The sequence below is a fragment of the Catenulispora subtropica genome, assembly GCF_039531675.1.
GTDB classification, from domain to species: Bacteria; Actinomycetota; Actinomycetes; order Streptomycetales; family Catenulisporaceae; genus Catenulispora; species Catenulispora subtropica.
Genome location: NZ_BAAAQM010000001.1, coordinates 54,175 through 70,588, shown reverse-complemented (window position 1 = coordinate 70,588; position 16,414 = coordinate 54,175). Strand labels below are relative to the sequence as shown.

General features: G+C 69.5%; 17 protein-coding genes. 8 read left to right on the top strand and 9 right to left on the bottom strand.

Going from position 1 to position 16,414, the window contains the following annotated elements; genetic code table 11:
- Positions 1-154 precede the first annotated feature (154 nt).
- From ABD466_RS00300 to ABD466_RS00290, 3 genes are all read right to left on the bottom strand, one after another.
- A complete protein-coding gene (locus ABD466_RS00300; RefSeq protein WP_344654819.1) occupies positions 155-1,213 on the bottom strand; it encodes a UDP-glucuronic acid decarboxylase family protein in 1,059 nt (352 codons plus the stop codon).
- Between the two features lie 199 nt (positions 1,214-1,412).
- The gene (locus tag ABD466_RS00295) at positions 1,413-2,774 is read right to left on the bottom strand and encodes a UDP-glucose dehydrogenase family protein (RefSeq protein ID WP_344654818.1); all 1,362 of its coding nucleotides are present in this window, start codon (positions 2,772-2,774) and stop codon (positions 1,413-1,415) included.
- 230 nt (positions 2,775-3,004) lie between these two features.
- A complete protein-coding gene (locus ABD466_RS00290) occupies positions 3,005-4,231 on the bottom strand; it encodes a competence protein CoiA family protein (RefSeq protein WP_344654817.1) in 1,227 nt (408 codons plus the stop codon).
- A 181-nt stretch (positions 4,232-4,412) separates the two neighbouring features.
- Between ABD466_RS00290 and ABD466_RS00285 the strand changes: the two genes are divergently transcribed.
- Entirely contained in the window at positions 4,413-5,735 is a 1,323-nt protein-coding gene (locus ABD466_RS00285; protein WP_344654816.1) for a hypothetical protein, read from the top strand.
- A gap of 196 nt (positions 5,736-5,931) precedes the next feature.
- On the opposite strand, the gene ABD466_RS00280 is transcribed toward ABD466_RS00285, so the two are convergent.
- Together ABD466_RS00280 and ABD466_RS00275 are read right to left on the bottom strand one after the other, a co-directional pair.
- Positions 5,932-6,222 (bottom strand): hypothetical protein, encoded by a 291-nt coding sequence (locus ABD466_RS00280; RefSeq protein ID WP_344654815.1) that lies wholly within the window; start codon positions 6,220-6,222, stop codon positions 5,932-5,934.
- Between the two features lie 76 nt (positions 6,223-6,298).
- Complete coding sequence (locus ABD466_RS00275) at positions 6,299-6,901, bottom strand: mycothiol transferase (protein WP_344654814.1); 603 nt, start codon at positions 6,899-6,901, stop codon at positions 6,299-6,301.
- A 69-nt stretch (positions 6,902-6,970) separates the two neighbouring features.
- Between ABD466_RS00275 and ABD466_RS00270 the strand changes: the two genes are divergently transcribed.
- The 3 genes from ABD466_RS00270 (at position 6,971) to ABD466_RS00260 (ending at position 9,665) form a co-directional block, all read left to right on the top strand.
- Entirely contained in the window at positions 6,971-7,951 is a 981-nt protein-coding gene (locus tag ABD466_RS00270) for a helix-turn-helix transcriptional regulator (RefSeq protein ID WP_344654813.1), read from the top strand.
- Between the two features lie 117 nt (positions 7,952-8,068).
- Positions 8,069-9,214: a CapA family protein gene (locus ABD466_RS00265; RefSeq protein ID WP_344654812.1), complete on the top strand. Its 1,146-nt coding sequence runs from the start codon at positions 8,069-8,071 to the stop codon at positions 9,212-9,214.
- 151 nt (positions 9,215-9,365) lie between these two features.
- On the top strand, positions 9,366-9,665 hold the full coding sequence (locus ABD466_RS00260) for a hypothetical protein (protein ID WP_344654811.1): 300 nt from the start codon (positions 9,366-9,368) through the stop codon (positions 9,663-9,665).
- A gap of 28 nt (positions 9,666-9,693) precedes the next feature.
- Here ABD466_RS00260 and ABD466_RS00255 read toward each other — a convergent pair whose 3' ends face one another.
- Positions 9,694-9,939, bottom strand: coding sequence for a Smr/MutS family protein (locus ABD466_RS00255; protein WP_344654810.1), 246 nt, complete (start codon positions 9,937-9,939; stop codon positions 9,694-9,696).
- Positions 9,940-9,958: 19 nt separating this feature from the next.
- Here ABD466_RS00255 and ABD466_RS00250 point away from each other — a divergent pair, with 19 nt between their 5' ends.
- Positions 9,959-10,363 (top strand): hypothetical protein, encoded by a 405-nt coding sequence (locus ABD466_RS00250; RefSeq protein ID WP_344654809.1) that lies wholly within the window; start codon positions 9,959-9,961, stop codon positions 10,361-10,363.
- A 590-nt stretch (positions 10,364-10,953) separates the two neighbouring features.
- Here ABD466_RS00250 and ABD466_RS00245 read toward each other — a convergent pair.
- From ABD466_RS00245 to ABD466_RS00235, 3 genes are read right to left on the bottom strand one after another with little or no spacing between them, the layout of a single operon-like run.
- A complete protein-coding gene (locus ABD466_RS00245) occupies positions 10,954-11,466 on the bottom strand; it encodes an RNA polymerase sigma factor (RefSeq protein WP_344654808.1) in 513 nt (170 codons plus the stop codon).
- 50 nt (positions 11,467-11,516) lie between these two features.
- Positions 11,517-12,167 (bottom strand): class F sortase, encoded by a 651-nt coding sequence (locus tag ABD466_RS00240; protein WP_425558494.1) that lies wholly within the window; start codon positions 12,165-12,167, stop codon positions 11,517-11,519.
- 2 nt (positions 12,168-12,169) lie between these two features.
- Entirely contained in the window at positions 12,170-12,589 is a 420-nt protein-coding gene (locus ABD466_RS00235; RefSeq protein WP_344654806.1) for a sortase-dependent protein, read from the bottom strand.
- 227 nt (positions 12,590-12,816) lie between these two features.
- On the opposite strand from ABD466_RS00235, the gene ABD466_RS00230 reads away from it, so the two are divergent.
- From ABD466_RS00230 to ABD466_RS00220, 3 genes are all read left to right on the top strand, one after another.
- Positions 12,817-14,544, top strand: a complete 1,728-nt coding sequence (locus tag ABD466_RS00230; RefSeq protein ID WP_344654805.1) for a serine/threonine-protein kinase — start codon at positions 12,817-12,819, stop codon at positions 14,542-14,544.
- Between the two features lie 197 nt (positions 14,545-14,741).
- Positions 14,742-15,197 carry a cupredoxin domain-containing protein gene (locus ABD466_RS00225; RefSeq protein WP_344654804.1) on the top strand — a complete coding sequence of 152 codons (456 nt, stop codon included), beginning with the start codon at positions 14,742-14,744 and terminating at the stop codon, positions 15,195-15,197.
- Positions 15,198-15,261: 64 nt separating this feature from the next.
- Positions 15,262-16,380, top strand: a complete 1,119-nt coding sequence (locus ABD466_RS00220) for a DUF2332 domain-containing protein (RefSeq protein WP_344654803.1) — start codon at positions 15,262-15,264, stop codon at positions 16,378-16,380.
- Positions 16,381-16,414: the final 34 nt, after the last annotated feature.

Sequence of the window (16,414 nt, the reverse complement as noted above, 5' to 3'; positions counted from 1 at the left end):
CGTCACGCTCCCTGCGACTGCGGCCACACCCGTCGCGGGCCGGTGGGGACAGTGGTACGGCCGCACCGGCGGCCAGGGGTGAGCCGGTTCGCGATCACGTCCCGGTACGCGGGGCCGATGCGCTCGCCGCGCCGGGCACGATCACGACTTCCGCTCAGGCCCGCGAAGGAACGGCTCGCTCGTCGGCCGACACGAGGTGAGCCTGGGCGGGCGACGGATCGGTCGCCGCGCGGTCGCGTTCCGGGTCCGACTGGGCGCCGCGCAATGAGCGAGCGGCCGCCGCGACGGCATCCGGACGTGCGGCGAACCACTGCACGGTGCGCCGCAGGCCCTCCTCGATCGGAACCTCAGGGGCCCAGCCGAGGGCACCCTGCACCCGGGCGATGGCCGGCTGTCGACGCGTCGGATCGTCCTGCGGAAGGGGGAAGTACTCGATGGCCGAGGACGACCCGGTGATCGACAGGACGAGTTCGGCGAGTTCCCGGACCGTCCGTTCCTGCGGGTTGCCGATGTTGAGCGGCCCGGCCTCGGTGGAGTCGATCATCGCCACCAGGCCGCGGACCAGATCGTCGACGTAGCAGAAGCTCCGCGTCTGGTCGCCGCTTCCGTAGATGGTGATCGGCTCTCCGGACAGGGCCTGGACGATGAAGCTGGAGACCACGCGCCCGTCGCAGGGACGCATCCGCGGGCCGTACGTGTTGAAGATCCGCAGGATCCCGGTGTTCACCGACAGGCCCCGGTACGCCGTGGTGACCGCTTCCGCGAACCGCTTCGCCTCGTCGTACACGCTGCGCGGACCGATCGGATTGACGTTGCCCCAGTAGTCCTCCTGCTGCGGATGCACCAGGGGGTCGCCGTACACCTCGCTGGTCGAGGCCAGGATGAAACGCGCCCCGTGCTGCCTTGCCAGGCGCAGTGCGTTCTCGGTTCCACGACTGCCGACCGCGAGCGTCTCCAGGGGCAGGCGCAGATAGTCCGGCGGTGAAGCCGGGCTGGCCAGATGGGCGACCGCGTCGACGTCGCCGGTCACGTCGATCGGTCGCGTGACGTCCGCCCGGACGAACTCGCACCCCAGATGGCGGAGGTGTTCGATGTTCTCCAGCCGTCCCGTCGACAGATCGTCGAGACAGAGCACGGTATCGCCGCGCCGGACAAGGGCTTCACACAGGTGAGACCCGAGAAAACCCGCGCCGCCAGTCACGACGATTCGCATGCCAGCCTCCAGCGGCGAGTGTTCGCCGATCGGTCTACTACCGAACCGATGACTCAGGACGGAGATGAAGTTCGGACGACGAGTACCGTTATACAGAGATTTAGCCACCTGAATCACGTGAGGCGCGCCGTCCGGCTCAACAGAGCGATTTCGACATCAGGCCTGCCTGCCTGCGATGACGCGGCACACGATCCCGGGCTCAGCGGCAAGCCGAGGCGGGCACCGGATCGCACTCCGGGTGCTGCGCGGGGCGACCGAGTTGCCACACGTGCCACCCGTTCGCCAGCCAGGGGTCGGCCTCGACCGCATTGCGCACGTCCACGAGAACCCGCCCCCGGGCCAATGCCCCGGCCTTCGCCGGCAGCTTGGCATCCCTGGTGAACTGCGGCCACTCGGTCGCGATCACCACCACCTCGGCGCCGGTGAGGGCGCCTTCGACCACGTCAGCACAGATCAGGTCGGGGCGCAGCTGTCGGACGCCCGCCACGGCCTGGGGATCGTAGATCACGGGCCGCGCGCCGTGGGCCGTGAGCCGATCGGCCAGCGCCAGCGCGGGCGAGTAGCGCAGGTCGCTCGTCCCGGCCTTGAAGCTGGCTCCGAGGAAGGCGACCGGCACACCCGCCAGGAGACCGCCGTACGCCTGCTCGATCAGGTCGACCGCACCGGCGACGCGCGCGGAGTTGATGTCCTGGACCGACTCCAGCAGCGCCTGGGCACGGCCGGCGCCCAACTGCCCGAGGCGATGGGAGAAAGCGGCGATGTCCTTGGGCAGACAGCCGCCGCCGTAGCCGATGCCGGGCCGCATCCCGGCGTGCCCGATCCGCTCGTCGATGCCGATCGCGTGGGCGACGGCGTTCACATCGGCGTCGATCAGACCGCAGGCCTCAGCCAAGGCGTTGATATAGGAGATCTTGACGCACAGGAAGGAGTTCGCCGCCGATTTGATCATCTCGGCCGTGGCCGGGGTGGTGACGATCATCTCCACGCCGCGGGCGAGGATGGGCGCGTACACCTCCTCCATCGCCTTCTGTGCGGCGGTGGAGCTCAAGCCCACCACGATGCGATCGGGGCTCAGACTGTCCTGTATGGCATGGCCCTCGCGCAGGAACTCCGGGTTCCAGACCAGATCGATGCCATCGGTCTCCGCGCGGGCGTCGATGATCTGTTGGAGTGCGGCCACCGTGCCGATCGTGATGGTGCTCTTGCCGACGATGGTGCACGGCTCGCGCAGCATGGGCACCAGCGACTCCAGCACGCCTGTGAGGTAGCGGGTGTCATACGTTCGGCCGTCTTCCCGAAGCGGTGTGCCCACGGCGAGGAAGTGCAGCTCGGCGAATTCCGCCGCCCTGGCGAGATCCGTGGTGAATCGCAGCCTTCCGGAGCCGACGTGCTTGGCCAGCAGTTCGGGGAACTCGGCCTCATAGAAGGGTGCGGCGCCTGTGCTGAGGGCTCGGCACTTGTCCGCGTCGAGCTCGACCCCGATCACTTCGTGGCCGAGCTCTGCCATCGCAACAGCGTGGGGAGCCCCCAAGTGACCGCATCCGATCACCGAAACGCGCATGGGATGGTACCTGCCTCTGGATTGACAACTCTGAAAACGTGCGAGAGCACGCGATTCTCCGTGTTGCCAACATCGCGCTCAGTCTGAGGTCGGGAACGAACACGGGGGATAAGCCGGTGCGTTTGATAAAGTTATGCAAGTCAGCGTAGTTGCCGCATTCGTGGCTGTCATGTAGCGAATGGGTGAACCTGGATTGCGATTGATATCCTGGTAGTACAGCCGCAGATCGCTCAAGGCCGATGGCCGAGGCACCACGTTCCGTTGATGTACAAGTGGACCTCTCCCTGGCAGCCGCCGCGGGCGGTGAAGGCGCAAATCTTTTCCAGGGTGCGCCGGTCGCTGTAGTCCTGAATCGCGGTCCCGACGGGTTCGGTCACCGGGCCCCAAGAACATTTGTCGGTGAAATCACGGGCGGGCTGTGCCGAGGGCCGCGACCGCACCGTGTGCTCCGTGGGCAGCGGTTCCTCAAGGAGCCCACCGTGCTCCAGATATTTGTCCCGCTCGGCCGGCGGGACATAGTGGAGCCTGGATTCCGTGCCGCCGCCGAGGAGCCGGGCCCGGCGCCGGATGATGATCAGCTCACCGCCCGCGGCCTTCTCGATCATGCTGCCGAGCTCGTGCTGCATGGGGACGATCCGCGGATGCCATCCGGTGCAGCGGCGGCCTCGGCGTTTCGGGCAGGCGTCGGGGCTGGTGCGGTGTTCTTGAAGGTCGCACTGGCCGGGGCCGGACACCACCTCGATCGTTCCGGTGGAACGGATCACCTCGATGGGGAGATCGTTGGTGATGGCGCTCGGAAGCCGTTCGGCGATGCCGGTCCGGTTGCGAGAGGGGGCGACCCACAGAGGGCTGACGCCGGCCTTCATGATTCTCGTGGTGCGACTGACGGCGGAGCGGGGATTGAACGGGCTGGCGCCTGCCGGGGAGTACTGGATCTCCACACCGAGCCGGATTCCATGGGCGCCGCCGTCTATGTAGACGTCGCTGCGGATCCTTCCGGCGGCGGAGCTGTGTTCCAGGTCGGCCCGGAGCCCGCGGCGAGTCGCGCTCGCGGCGACCCATTCGGCCATCGCTTCGTGCTCCGGGCTCGGGCCGTGGGCGGCGCTGTCGCCTTTGTTCAGATGGTAGGCCCAGCGACTGCCGTCGGCGCGTTGCCGCACGGACTTGGGGTGCCCCTTCCCGCAGACCAGTTCGCCGTTGCGGGTGTTGCCGAGATGGATCTCCTCCCACAGCCCGGGCTTGTCGGGATGCCCGAGGTGCGGCGACGACAGATTGATGCGCAGTCCGTCACTCGCACGGATGACGCTCACGGACTCGCTCTCGCTCTCCGTCTCGCCGTGCGGGTTCACGAGGCCGCCGAGGTCGGCTCGCTTCGGATCCCCGCGGTAGCTGCTCGTCACGTCCGGTATCACGCGGTCCTCCTCGCTGCGACGGTGGCCCTTCTTGGATCGGGACATCGGAGCCAAGACGGGTGTTGCGGTCATCTCCCACGAGTATCGGCGTACTCTGATATTCATAACATGCGTCACCGACAGGGCATGCCGTCGCGAAACGGTGCGGTTGCCGGGCGGTCGACGGGGCCGTCGGCGCCGATCACCGGTTCGGGTGTCGACCGATACGACTTTTCGGATTCCGGACATGGCTGTTACCACTGGGTGGCACGATCCCGGCGAACGGGTCGGGTCGCGGGTCGCACCGGTGGAGGCTGCTTTGACCAGGTACGCGGTGGATGTCGAGCGTTCGGTGTTGGTCGGTGCGTACTCGACGGGCGCGGGCGATGTGGGGTTCACGGTGGCCGCACTGCCCGCCGGGGTGTCGGTGGACGCGGCGCTGTCGGTGGCGGCGCGCCTGGACGCGTTGTCGCGGGCGCTGTGGCGTTGCTACACGCATCCGGCAGCCGCGGCCGGCGACGATATGACCGACGACTCCGAGGGCTGGCGGCGCCAGAGCGAGCGCGAGGAGTTCGACCGGGTCCTGGAGGCCGTGGAGAAGCCGAACCTGCCGGATGCGGGCGGCGGCATCATCGTGGAGTACAGCGTCGTCGCCGAGAGCGCGCACCGGCTGGGCCGGGCGGTGCACGCGATCGGTGACCAGGCGTTCGCCGCCGCGGTGCGGGCGCAGGCGGCTGCGGAGCTCGCGGCGGTGGAGCAGGCCGAGCTGGGGGACCTGTCGGGCCGGGCGGTGCAGGCGGTGATGCTGTCGAGGACTTCGGCCTCGCCGGTGCAGGTCGCCGCCGCCGATGCCCTGCTGCGTGAGGAGCTGCTCGGCGGGGCGCAGTTGTTCACGGCTGTGGATCCGACTTCGGCCGCGGTGGCCGCCGCGCACTGGCTGCACGCGGCGGCCACCGTGGCGGCCGCGGCTTCCGGCTATGAGGTGACGCAGGTGGTGGTCGCGGCCGATGACATCGAGGAGGTGCCGGTCGCGACGCCGTCGATGGTGCTGGCGATGATGCAGGCCGGGGCGAGCCCGCATGATGCGGTCACCGCGCTGATCGGCGAGGCCGTGGACATCGCCGAAGGCAAGATCCCGAACCTGCCCGGGCTGCTGGACGCGCTCACCGAAGCCACCGAGAACGCCGAACAACAGGGCGATGACGACGAGGAGCTGCTGCGGACGCTGCTGTCCGAGATCCGCACCACGCCGCTGGACACCTCCCGGCCGGCACCGGATCTGCTGGAGGACCTGCTGACCGGGATCTACGCCTGCATGCTGCTGTACCGGGAGTACGAGTCGGAGCTCGACGACGAGGAGACCATCCAGGCGTTCGATCTGGCCGAGGTCGACGATGTCGTCGGTGCCGTGCTGGCGGAGGAAGACTCCGCCGCCGCCGCCGGCGACGAGAACGAGGACGAGGATGAAGACGAGAACGGTGAGGAGCCTGATTGGCCGGAGCTGGCATCGCCCAGGTTCCTGGCCGCAGTACGCGCACAAGCGGCGGCCACCGCTGACCGACTGGTGTGAGGCACGGGTTGTGAGACCTCGTACTCACTCAGCGATGCAGGCTGACCTGATGCACGGCAGCGCTACCCCGCCGGCCAGCGCCATGTCGCACTCGTAGGTGCGCAGGACTGCCACCGTCCGCTGGGCCGAAACGGACGAACGCTCGGCCCTGCGCGGTGCGGGCAGCTGGATCCGCCTTGAGCCGCCACGGTTTCGGTCACCCGCGCTCGGCTCTCACCCTCGCCTTGAGGGCGTCGATCGCGGCCTTCGCCTCACGCAGACTCGCGCCGGTTCGTTCGCGGTAGAGCTTGATGGCCTGGATCGGCATGTCGCCGCGGACCAGATCGAGGACGGGGTCCGTCATGGGTGCGGGGAGGTGGTCGGTGGGCGGAAGCGTGGTGAAGCCGTAGGCGGCGCCCTCGTCGATGCCGAGGCGGGCCAGGAGAAGATCGAGTTTGGCCTCGATCGCGGCCAGCCGCTGCTCGGTGCTGATGCTGTCGGACTCCATGTCGTCGACGCTAGCGGCTGGTGGCGCAGGGCTGCCACCATCGGTTTCGAGGGTTTCCCCCGCCCCTGTCGTCCGGTCATGCCGGGGGACTGAGGGGCGATGGCGGGTTCTCGCCGACCAGGCCGTCGGTCGCCTCGCGGAAGAGGTCGACGTGGCCGAGGTGGCGGGCGTATTCGTCGATCAGGTCGACCACGATGCGGCGGAGGTTGGGGGAGGCGCCGTCGTCGGTGGCCGTGTATTTGGCCGGCTGGTCCAGGCCGCCGTTGGCGAGGGCGGTCCGCAGGGCTGTGCGGGAGCGTCGGACGGCGTCGGTCCAGAGGGTCTGGAGGTGCTCGGGTGTGTCGTCGGGGGCGGTGCGCCAGGCCCAGGTGGGGTCGCTCTGGGCTTCGGGGGTGTCCAGGGGCGCGCCGGGCCGGTCGCCGTCGAAGTCGATGGTGTAGCGGGCTTCGACGACGGCCAGGTGTTTGAGGATCTTTCCGAGCGTCATGGCCGACGGGAGGTGGGGGCGGTGGAGGGCGGCGGCGTCGAGGCCGCCGCATTTCCAGGCGATCAGGGTGCGGGAGCGGTCGAGGGCGAACTGCAGCATCTCGGCTTCGCCGGCGTCGACGGCGGGGTCGGTCAGGGGGAAGTCCAGGTCGAGCCGGGTGATGTGTGGTGTGGCCGGGTCGTGGTGGGTCATGCTGAGCACCGTAGGATCGTTTCCGGACGTTCTGCGTCCGGGTTCGACGCCGAAAAGGGAGTGTGCCCGGTGTCTGCGGATGAGAACGCGAGCCCGGCCGTGCGGGCGCTGGTGGCGCTGGAGGTGATCCAGGGCCGGCCGGGGATCACGGCTGAGCGGCTCGCCGAGAAGCTGGGCGTTTCGGAGCGGGCGGCCCGGCGGGCGGTGGCGACGTTGCGCGGGGCGGGCATCCCGATCGAGTCCGAGCGCGGCCGGTACGGGGGGTACCGGGTCGGGCGGGGTTTGCGGCTGCCGCCGTTGACGTTCACCGCCGCGGAGGCGCTGGCTCTGGTGATGGCGGTGCTCGACGGCCATCACGACGCCGGTGATCCGGCCGGACTGGTCGGCGGGGCCCTGGGCAAGATCGTGCGCGCGTTGCCGGAGCCGGTGGCCGCGCAGGCGCAGGCGGTGCGGCGGGCCGCGGCGGCGGCGCCGGATCGTGCCGCGGTGCGTCCGGACCCGGAGTGCGCGGCGACGTTGGTGCGGGCCAGCGTGGAGCGTCGCCGGGTGCGGCTGGACTACCGGTCCGAGGCGGGCCGGGAGTGGCAGGCGGAGGTCGATCCGTGGTCGATCGTCGTCCGGCACGGCTGCTGGTACCTGTTGTGCTGGTCGCGCACGTCGAACGGCCGCCGAGCGTATCGGATCGACCGCATGCGGAACGTCCTGGTCCTCGATGATCCCTTTGAGCCGCCGGTCGATCTCGATCCAGTCCGGACCTTGGAGGAGCATCTGTCGGTCGGGTGGGAGTACGCGGTCGAGATCGAGGTCGACTGCGCCGCCGAGGAGCTGGCCCCGCGTGTTTCGAGGATGCTCGGCCGCGTCGAGCCGAACGGCCCAGACCGGTGTCGGCTGGTGGGCAGTACCGGCAACCCGTACTGGTATGCCGAACAGCTCGCAGGGCTGCCGGCGGGCTTCCGCATCATCGGCGGCCCCGAAATCCGCGCGTGTGTGCGGCAGCTCGGACAGCGGCTGCTCGCGGCGGCTGAGCCGAATCCGACCTCGACGATCTGACCGTTCGACCTTTCAGCGGCCGTGGGCGGCCGCCGCAGCGGCACGTCGCCCGAACAGCCGAGAGGCGTCGACGACCTTCGGCCGTAGACTGGGAAGCAGGCGAAAGGCCCCTGAACGGTGATCGATGGACTGCGTCCGGCGACCGCGGGCCGTGCCGACGGCACGGTGAGGCTGTTCCTGGCCGGCGACGTGATGACCGGGCGCGGGATCGACCAGATCCTGCCGCACCCGGGCGATCCGCTGCTGCGGGAGAACTGGGTCCGGGACGCACGCCGTTATGTGGAACTGGCCGAAGCGGTCAACGGGCCGATCCCGCTCCCGGTGGGGTTCGAGTGGATCTGGGGCGACGCGCTCGTCACGCTGGCACAGGTCGCACCGGCCGTCTCGGTGATCAACCTGGAGACCGCCGTGACCGGCGCGGACGACTTCGTGCAGGGCAAGGGCATCCACTACCGGATGAACCCGCGGAACCTGCCGGCTATCGTCGTCGCCCGGCCTGACGTGTGCGTGCTGGCGAACAACCACGTGCTGGATTTCGACCGCACCGGATTGAGCGACACGCTCAGCGCCCTGGCCGGGGCCGGGCTGGCGACGGTCGGGGCCGGGGAAGACCTGGAGGAGGCCCGGCGGCCGGCGGTGGTGCCCGTGCCGGGCACGAGCGGGCGGGTCATCGTGGCGGCCTGCGCGATGGCCTCAGCCGGGGTTCCGGACGGTTGGGCCGCGAAACGGGACCGCTCCGGGGTCTGGTTCGCGCCGAGCCTGGCGGACGCCGTGGCCGATGACATCGTCGAACGCCTGGGAGCTGTGCGCCGCCCCGGCGACATCTGCGTGGTCTCCCTGCACTGGGGCTCGAACTGGGGATTCGAGATGTCCCATGACCAGGTCCGCTTCGCCCACAGGCTCGTCGACGGCGGCGTGGACGTCGTCTACGGGCATTCGTCGCATCACCCCCGGCCGATCGAGGTCTACCGGCGGCGGCTCATCCTGTACGGCTGCGGAGACCTGGTCAACGACTACGAGGGCATTCCGGGGCAGGAGGAGTTCCGCAGTGAGCTGCGCCTGCTGTACTTCCCGACGGTGCACCAGTCCGGCGGTGAGTTGGCCGGACTCACCATGCGGGCCGTGCGGGCCCGGCGGATGCGGCTCGAAAACGCCCTGCCGGAGGACGTTCTGTGGCTGGAGCGGATGCTGGGGGAGACGAGCGGGCGCTTCAAGACGCGGATCGAGACCGGGCCCGACGGGACGCTCATGCTGGTCCTGTAGAGCGGGGTGGTCACGCTCGACGGCGACCGCGATCTGCGTGGTCCACTACGTGGTTTCGCCGTTTTGGGGCTGCCGGGCAGACGCGAGACTCGGGGAGGTCTCTCGCGCTCGCTGACGGGACACCCACCGAGTCGATATTCATGGAGTCAAGATGGCGGAAGAGGCCACTATCCGGGTCAACGGACGGCACAGTCCGATGGCGTGGCTGCTCTACATGACCAAGCTCACCATCGAGGTCGATGGGACGCCTCAACAAGGCTCGTGGGGCGAGCGCACCATTTCCGTCGCGCCGGGCCGGCATGAGGTGAAGATCTACTTCAAGTACATCACCAAGGCGCGCTGCTGCGAGGCGGGGGCGACGGTCGACGTCGGCGAGGGTCAGTCCGTCGCCATGGAGTACCGGACGCCGATGATGATGACCGCACCCGGCCGCCTGACGGTTCTCGGGTGACAGCGCGGGCCATCGGGCGGGCCCGCCACTACTTGAAGTAGACCAGGACCCTGCCAGCGTTGCCCGCATCCGTCTCGACCCTGGCGTAGAGCTTCCTGATCTGCGGCTGGTTCAGGAAGGCGAGGACCCGTCTTTTCAACTGGCCGGATCCCTTGCCGGGGATGATCTCGACGACGTCCTCGCCCGTCGCGGCGGCCCTGAACACGATCTCGCGCAAGGCCAGGTCGACGGCGCGCGTGTTCCGGAAGATCGGGTGCAGGTCGAGGGTGAGCACAGCGGCATATCCTTCGGGCGTGTCGAGTTCGAATCTGTGGAGCCCCATCAGCGGGCCCGGCTCCGAAGCCACTGTCGTCGAGGTCTTTTCGGCGTGGCTCGTCGAGCAGGGCTGGGAATGCAAGGACCTCCCCTCGCACGGAGACTACCCAGCCGTCGACGCCCGGCACCCCGACGGCCGCCGGCTGATCGTCGAGGCGAAGGGGTTCACTCGCGATTCGAGCGCTGACCTCGACAGCGGCTACGGGCGGCTCCTCCGCAGGATCACGGACGATCCGGCCACCACGTACGCGCTCGTGGTAGCCGGGACCGTCGTCCGGTTCGCACAGCGAGTCACCTCCGAGGTGCGGAGCAAACTGGGAATCGCTCTCTACACTGTCGACTTCAACGGGAGAGTCGTTCTCGTCGACGGGACGCCGCTGTGACCTGATGGTTCCGCGCATGAAGACTTCATCGGCGCATCGTTGAAGGCGTGGGGGCGGTCGGAGTCGTGGGAGCCGTCGGAGTCGGGCCGACGAGGGGGCGGGTGGTAGTAGCTCTCGTAGGCTCGCTGATCGGCGGCGGCGGAGCCATCGGGGTCGAAGGGGGGCCGTCGTGCACCTTGCCGGGGCTGGAATGCTGGGTTATAGGGACGTTGGGCGCCGGTATTGACGGTGACGCAGCCGCAGGGGCGGTGGAAGAGCCGGTTGCCGGGCCGGTCGCCTGGCCGTTTGTCTGGCCGGTCGTCTGGCCGGTCGTCTGGTCAGCCGTCTGAGCCGGCGGTGCAAGCGGCGATATCGGCACCGGCGCAGACGCCGTCCCTGTAGGCCACAGGACGACGGCGATCGCCACGGCAGCCAGGGTCGCGCCTGTGCCGGCCGTGGCCACGGCGCGCATCAGACGGCGACGGGCGGCGCGGCGGCGAATCTGCTGGAACGCTCCCGGCGGCGGCGCGAGTACGAAGGCACCAGGACGCAGGAGCGCGGCGAGTTCGCCGTCGCCGTCGCCATCGCTGTCGCCGTCGTCGTCAGCGGGCTCAATGAGTGTGATCAAGATGTCCTCCGAGTCCGGCGCGCAGGAGTTCCCGTGCCGCGTGTAGATCGGATTTGACCGTTCCTTCTTTGCGCCTGGTCATCTGAGCGATCTCCCGGATGGGAAGGTCGGCGTAGTAATACAGCAGAACCGGCGTGCGGAGCCGCTCCGGAAGCGACCGCACCAGCAGGCGCACCGGTACGGACGCGTCGTCGCCCTCCCCTTGTCGAGCCAATTCCGCCTCAGTCGTGACCTGCCGCAGCGCGCGGCGCTCGCGATCCAGTCGGCGCCAATGGTCACGGACCAGGTTCGCCGCCGTCACGTAAAGGAAACCGCGGGGTTCGCGCACGGCGGTCCAGTGCCCCCACAGGCGCGTGAACGCCTCGGAGGCGATCTCGTGCGCTGTGCCGTCGTCGTCGACCAGACGGCGGCACCACCCGGCGAGGCTGGGGTAGAGATCGGTGAACAGGTCGGACGCCGCCCGACTCTTCTCTCCGGATTCCTTGAACCGGCTCAACTCTCTCCAGATGCTCGGAACGTGATGGAACCCACCGGCGAACCCCGTCCCTATCCCGCGGTGCCGGACAGGGACGCGAAGACCAGCACGTTGTCGCGGTAACCATCGCCGGTCTTCGGTCCCCCGCACGTGATCAGACGCAGTTCAGGCCGGTCGACGTTCCCGTAGACCTCTTCGGTGGGGAACTGGTCCTTGGCGACTGTCCGCACGGAGTCCACGACGAAGTTCGCCGAGGCGCCGTCCTCCAGCCGGACCAGCACCCGGGCGCCCGGGTGCAGCTGTGCCAACTGCCGGAAGACGCCGTCCCCGTACTGGCCGACTGTCACATGACCGAGGATCACCGACGGGCCGGTCTGCCCGGGAGTGGGCGAACCGCGGTACCAGCCGGCGGGGCTGTCCGACTTGATCGGCGGCACCTCGACTGTGCCGTCGGCGGCCAGGCCGAGCGACATCACCGGGGTGTCGACACCTATGTCAGGGATCTGGAGACGTACGGGCACCGAACGCGCGATCCCGCCGGTGGTCTTCGAGCCTGCCGCCGGGGTGCTTGTCAGGCCGCCTGACGGACTGCCCACTGTCGTAGCCGTCGTGGAGGAGGCCGCCGACGGCGGAGCGGACGTTTGCGAAGCGGCGTCGCAGCCGGAGGCCAGCATGAGGGCGGCCAGCAGAGCCGGCCACCCACGTGTCCAGGTTGACCGCAAGATCAGCCCTGGGCCTTGCGCCTGCGGCGGAGCACCAAGGTGCCCGTGCCGCCGACGAGTAGCACCAGAGAGCCTCCGACCACTGCGGTCTCATTCTGGTGGTCCGACCTGACCGTCGGCACGCCGGTGTTCGGCGCGCCCGACGGCACGGCGGGGATCTGGCGGCCGCCCGCCAAGGACGGCGGAGGAGGCATGGCGCCCGGGGCGCTCGGCGTCGTGGGTCGGGAGGCGACGGGGCTCGGTACAGCGCTGGGAGCGGTGGAACTGCTTGTGGGCGCGCTCGGGGGCGGGGGCGGGGCCGTGGTGGGGGACGTGGTGGTGGGCTGCGTCGTGGGGGTGCTGTCGGCGAACGCCGTCTCCGCTCCGGCCCCGGCCAACACCACGCTGCAGGCCAGAGTGGTGAGCAACCTTCGAGTACGCATATGGGCGCTCCATTCGATCGATCCGTCGGGGATTCGCTGGTGGCGAATCACGCGGAGAGACGACCGGGACCGCGAGCCGGTTGTAAAGCGTTGGCAAAGAATCGGAAGCGGTCACCGGGGCGACGGCCTGGCGACAGTGAGGGTCTTGAATCGCACGGGCTGTGCGAGCACCTGATCACCGCCCCGCCGTCACCTTCCGGTTGATCGCGGGATGATATGACATAGCCGTGACAGGCGAACCGGGGGAAACGAGGGCGGGGCGGACCATCGGCGGCCGGTACCGGCTGATCGGCAAGCTCGGCTCCGGCGGGTTCGGGCGGGTGTGGTCGGCCCGCGACGAGGTCCTGGGCGTGGACGTCGCCGTCAAGGAGGTGTGGCTGCCGCCGGCGATGGAGGACGCGGAGCGCGCCGAGCGGCTGGCCCGCGCCGAGCGCGAGGCCCGCAACGCCGCCCGGCTGCGCGACCACCCGAACATCGTCGCGATCCACGATGTGGTGATGGACGGCGCCCCGTGGATCGTCATGCGGCTGGTCACGGGCCGGTCGCTCCACGAACGGCTCAAGGCGGAGGGCCCGCTGCCACCGGCCGAGGTCGCGCGGATCGGCGGCGGCGTCCTCAAGGCGCTGGCCGCCGCGCACGCCGCGGGGATCGTGCACCGCGACGTCAAACCGGCGAACGTGCTGCTGACCGACGAGGGCCACGTGCTGCTCGGCGACTTCGGCATCGCCGTGCACCAGGCCGACACGGCGCTGACCGCCACCGGCGCGTTCCTCGGCTCGATCGAGTACGTGGCCCCGGAACGGGCCCGCGGCGACGACGGCTTGGCGGCCTCCGACCTGTTCTCGCTGGGAGCGACGCTGTACGAGGCGATCGAGGGGTTCTCGCCGTTCCACCGCGACACTCCGACCGGGTCGCTGACCGCCGTGTTGTTCGAGCAGCCGCCGGCGCCGCGGTCTGCGGGGGCGCTCGAGCCGCTGCTCGGGGCGTTGCTGGCGAAGGAGCCCGGAGCGCGGCCGACGGCCGTGCAGGCGCTGGCGATGGCGGAAGCGCTGGAGAGCGGTGCCCTCGTGGGCACTGCGGCGACTTCCTCTCCCGTAGGCAACGGACCCGCGATCACCTCGGGAATCGGGAACTCCAGCGCGCGCAACGGCATCCTCGCCGGCGCCGTGGCGGTCGTGCTCGTGGCTGGCGGTATCGCGTGGTGGGCGAGCGGATCGGGCAGCGGAAAGAGCGGTACCGATACCACGCTGTCTCAAGGTGACGCCGGTAGAACGCTCGGTAGGACGTCCGGATCGACCGGCGGCGCGACCGGCGGCGCGCCGGCTGCGGGCGCACACAGCAGCTCCACCGGTTCCGCCGCTGGCGTCCCGACAGAGGACCAGCTCAAGAAGGCCCTGATCGCCGACGGCGACCTGTCGGGCTACACACAGGACAAGAACGTCCTCGACTACAGCGTCGGGATGTACATGTACAAGACCCAGGGTTCTTGCGCCCCGATGGACCAGTTGGCTGCGAAGTTCGACGGTGACCGCGACATCTCCCAGCCCAGGGCGTCGGCCACGATCGACATCGCCGGGCAGTCTCCCGGGAAGGCATCGTCGTTCATCGGCGAGAGCATCGAGTATTACGGGACCGAGGAAGCCACAGCCCTCATGAGCGGCTTCCACGACCTCGCGACCAAGTGCCAGAGCCCGTTCTCGGCCAAGGACGCCGGAAACGATCCCTCATACGTGGTCAAGCCGATCACGGCCCCGGTGCTGTCAGGGGTCGACTGCGTCGAGTACGACTTCGACGGCGACGGTAAGCCGGGCTACGACCTGACCGCGGTCGCCCGCGTCGGAGGGACGTTGGTCACCATCAAGCTCAGTGCCATCGAGGCCCCCGCATCGTCCATCGATCCGGCGCTGATCGCTGCGGCGGTGAAGAAGGCGCAGGCTGCTGGGCTCCCAGGCTGAGCAAGGAGCGAGGGGGAGCGGCGAAGGCCCCTGGAACGCCTGTACGGGCACGGCCGTCCGTGCGCCCAGCCTGATTGACCCAGACGGGTGGAAAATCTCGGGCAAGTCGGCGTGAAGGACGTTTCTGTCACGGTCCGGCCGTGTCCGGCTGGGAACCTCGTCTGGCCTGCAACTCGATCCACCAGTGAGGAATCGCCGTGCCCCGCCTCGCCCGCAAGCTCACCGTCCTGGCGGCCCTGGTTCTGCTGACCGTGCCGGCCTGCTCCAGCAAGTCGGGTCCCACCCCGGGGACGAGCGCGCCGCTCGACGGGGTGACGTCCCCCGCCATCTCCCCGACGGCGACGGGGAGCCCCACCGCGACGGGGAGCCCGACCGCCGCCCCGGTCGCGGGCACCCAGATCGTCATCAGCAAGTTCCTCTACTCCCCGGTGAACCTGCAGGTGAAGCCCGGCGCGAAGGTCACAGTCATCAACCAGGACGCCGTCGCCCACACCGTCACCGCCGAGCCCACCTCGGGCAGCATCGCGTTCGACACCGGGACCGTCAACGCGAACGCCTCCGGGACGTTCACCGCGCCGACCACGCCGGGCACCTACCGCTATATCTGCACCTTCCACTCGCAGATGCACGGCATCCTCACCGTCGCCTCGTAGCCTTCGGCACGCTGACGGCGCATTCTTCGCTGTCGGCGGCGGTTCTCGATCTACAGTGTCAGGCATGGGCGCCGACAGTTTCCGCAGGTTCGCGACGATGGAGGCGGCGGTGTCCTCGCCGCTCTATGCGGCGTTGGCCGAGCAGATCGCCGGCGATGAGCGGCTGCGGGACGTGTTCGAGGCGGCGGGCGATCGGCACGTGGCGCTGGTCTTCGCCGTCGTGCACCGCGTGCTCGCCGACCATGTGGACGACCCGCTGGCGGCGTACTACGCGTCGTTGGGCGGCGATCGTGCGCCGGACGCGGAGCTCCCGAAGGTCTTCGAGGCGTTCGTGCTCGGCCATCGCGACCGGATTCAGGAGCTGCTGGCGACCCGGGACACCCAAAGCAACGAGCCGCTGCGGGCCGCACAGCTGCGGCCTGCGTTCGGCTGGGCGCAGGCCGGGCTGGGGCGGTCGCTGGGCCTGATCGAGGTCGGGACCAGCGCGGGTCTGCTGCTGTACCCGGACCGCTACGGGTATGAATACGCGTTCGGGGATGGGTCGGTGTTGGAGCAGCCGCCCGCGGCGGGCAGCGATCCTCGTGACACCGTCCAGGCGCCGGTGCTGCGGTGCCCGGTGCGGGGGTCCGCGACTGCGAAGACGCTCGCGCCGCTTGTCACCAAGGACCTCCGTATCTCGTCGCGGGTCGGTCTCGACCTGAACCCGCTGAATCCGGCTGACGCCGAGACGCGGGCCTGGCTCCGCGCACAGGTCTGGCCCGAGGAGGCCGACCGCCGGTCGCGCCTGGACGCGGCGCTGGTTCTGGCCGCTCGGTATCCGGCGCGGCTGCGTAAGGGCGATGCGCTCGACATTCTGCCGACGGCGGTCGGCATGGTGTCGGCGCCTGCCGTGCCGTGTGTCTTCGTCTCCAACGCCTTGGCGCACTTCAGCGACGACGCCCGTGCCGGCTTCGTCGAGCTCATCAGGGGTCTGGGATCGCGGCAGGATCTGGTGCTGATCCTGAAGGAACCCGACTCCGTGGGCCTGGGACTGTTCACTCGGCGGCCGGCGGCGGATCCGTCGGCGCCGCGTGTCGAGTCGTTGGGGGCGGTCTTGTATCAGGCGGGTCGCGAGCGGTGTTTCGTTCTTGGCACGGCTGGGCCGCACGGAGCGTGGCTGGACTGGGCGCCTGCCGTGCTCTGAGTGAGGTTTTGCTGGGGTGGGGTGGTTGTCATCG

Excerpts from the sequence above, each read along its gene's own strand:
- ABD466_RS00290 (WP_344654817.1), bottom strand. The coding sequence starts at position 4,231 with ATGTCCCGATCCAAGAAGGGCCACCGTCGCAGCGAGGAGGACCGCGTG.
- ABD466_RS00275 (WP_344654814.1), bottom strand. The coding sequence starts at position 6,901 with ATGACCCACCACGACCCGGCCACACCACACATCACCCGGCTCGACCTG.
- ABD466_RS00280 (WP_344654815.1), bottom strand. The coding sequence starts at position 6,222 with ATGGAGTCCGACAGCATCAGCACCGAGCAGCGGCTGGCCGCGATCGAG.
- ABD466_RS00260 (WP_344654811.1), top strand. The coding sequence starts at position 9,366 with ATGGCGGAAGAGGCCACTATCCGGGTCAACGGACGGCACAGTCCGATG.
- ABD466_RS00285 (WP_344654816.1), top strand. The coding sequence starts at position 4,413 with ATGGCTGTTACCACTGGGTGGCACGATCCCGGCGAACGGGTCGGGTCG.
- ABD466_RS00235 (WP_344654806.1), bottom strand. The coding sequence starts at position 12,589 with ATGCGTACTCGAAGGTTGCTCACCACTCTGGCCTGCAGCGTGGTGTTG.
- ABD466_RS00295 (WP_344654818.1), bottom strand. The coding sequence starts at position 2,774 with ATGCGCGTTTCGGTGATCGGATGCGGTCACTTGGGGGCTCCCCACGCT.
- ABD466_RS00300 (WP_344654819.1), bottom strand. The coding sequence starts at position 1,213 with ATGCGAATCGTCGTGACTGGCGGCGCGGGTTTTCTCGGGTCTCACCTG.
- ABD466_RS00220 (WP_344654803.1), top strand. The coding sequence starts at position 15,262 with ATGGGCGCCGACAGTTTCCGCAGGTTCGCGACGATGGAGGCGGCGGTG.